The 1,182-nt window shown below is 43.2% G+C and carries 2 tRNA genes and 1 rRNA gene; all 3 read left to right on the top strand.

Annotation, left to right across the window (positions count from 1 at the left end):
- Positions 1-50: 50 nt before the first annotated feature.
- A tRNA-Ile gene (locus FTT88_RS17090) sits at positions 51-127 on the top strand.
- 61 nt (positions 128-188) lie between these two features.
- Positions 189-264: transfer RNA gene (locus FTT88_RS17085), tRNA-Ala, on the top strand.
- Positions 265-695: 431 nt separating this feature from the next.
- Positions 696-1,182: ribosomal RNA gene (locus tag FTT88_RS17080) — 23S ribosomal RNA — on the top strand; the annotation flags it as partial.

Genomic DNA, 1,182 nt, shown 5'->3' with positions numbered 1-1,182 from the left:
ACGATTGGTAAGAATCCACAACAAGTTGTTCTTCATGACGATGTATCTGAGGGTCTGTAGCTCAGTTGGTTAGAGCACACGCTTGATAAGCGTGGGGTCACAAGTTCAAGTCTTGTCAGACCCACCACTAACGACAAGCAAGCAATTGCAGAGTGAAGAAATCAGAAACATTGACTTATTGATAAGCTGGGGACTTAGCTTAGTTGGTAGAGCGCCTGCTTTGCACGCAGGAGGTCAGGAGTTCGACTCTCCTAGTCTCCACCACGAATTAATTTAAAAGCACTGCTTTTTAAATTAATGAGGTTGATTGATTAGATGATAGTCAAACAATACTGGAAAGAGCTAAGAAATAAGCGATCAAGTGTTTAGATCCTAGAGATTAACAAGTACAAACGTTATGATACGCACCACTTGATAATCTCTGTGATTTATCACAGTAATGCAATCTGACGAAGATGCATTAAATCATTAACAGAATATATTTGAGTTGAAATAATTTGTTCAAACTCGTTGAAAGCAACATAGGCAACTATGAAGCGATTAGATGAGTTCTAGCGATTAAACTGAATCAAGCGTTTTGGTATATGAATCTAATTGAAGCTGTACAGTGCTTAAATGCACAAGACGCCAACTGTGAGTCGTAAGACTTGTTGCTAAACCTACTTGTAAGGTTTAACGACTGTTTGGGGTTGTATAGTCAAGTAATTAAGTGCATGTGGTGGATGCCTTGGCAGTCAGAGGCGATGAAAGACGTAATAGCCTGCGATAAGCTCCGGGGAGGCGGCAAATATCCTGTGATCCGGAGATTTCTGAATGGGGGAACCCACCCGCTATAAGGCGGGTATCATAAACTGAATACATAGGTTTATGAGGCGAACGAGGGGAAGTGAAACATCTCAGTACCCTTAGGAAAAGAAATCAATTGAGATTCCCTCAGTAGCGGCGAGCGAACGGGGAAAAGCCCATTAAGTTATCTAAGCTTTAGTGGAACGCTCTGGGAAGTGCGACCATAGTAGGTGATAGTCCTGTACGCGAAAGGGCTTAGATAATGATGACGAGTAGGGCGAGGCACGTGAAACCTTGTCTGAATATGGGGGGACCATCCTCCAAGGCTAAATACTCCTGACTGACCGATAGTGAACCAGTACCGTGAGGGAAAGGCGAAAAGAACCCCTGTGAGGG

Origin of the sequence: Acinetobacter sp. YH01024, from assembly GCF_013420195.1 — a bacterium.
GTDB classification, from domain to species: Bacteria; Pseudomonadota; Gammaproteobacteria; order Pseudomonadales; family Moraxellaceae; genus Acinetobacter; species Acinetobacter amyesii.
The sequence above is the reverse complement of the archived record's forward strand: the minus strand, read 5'-3'. Positions and strand labels throughout refer to the sequence as shown.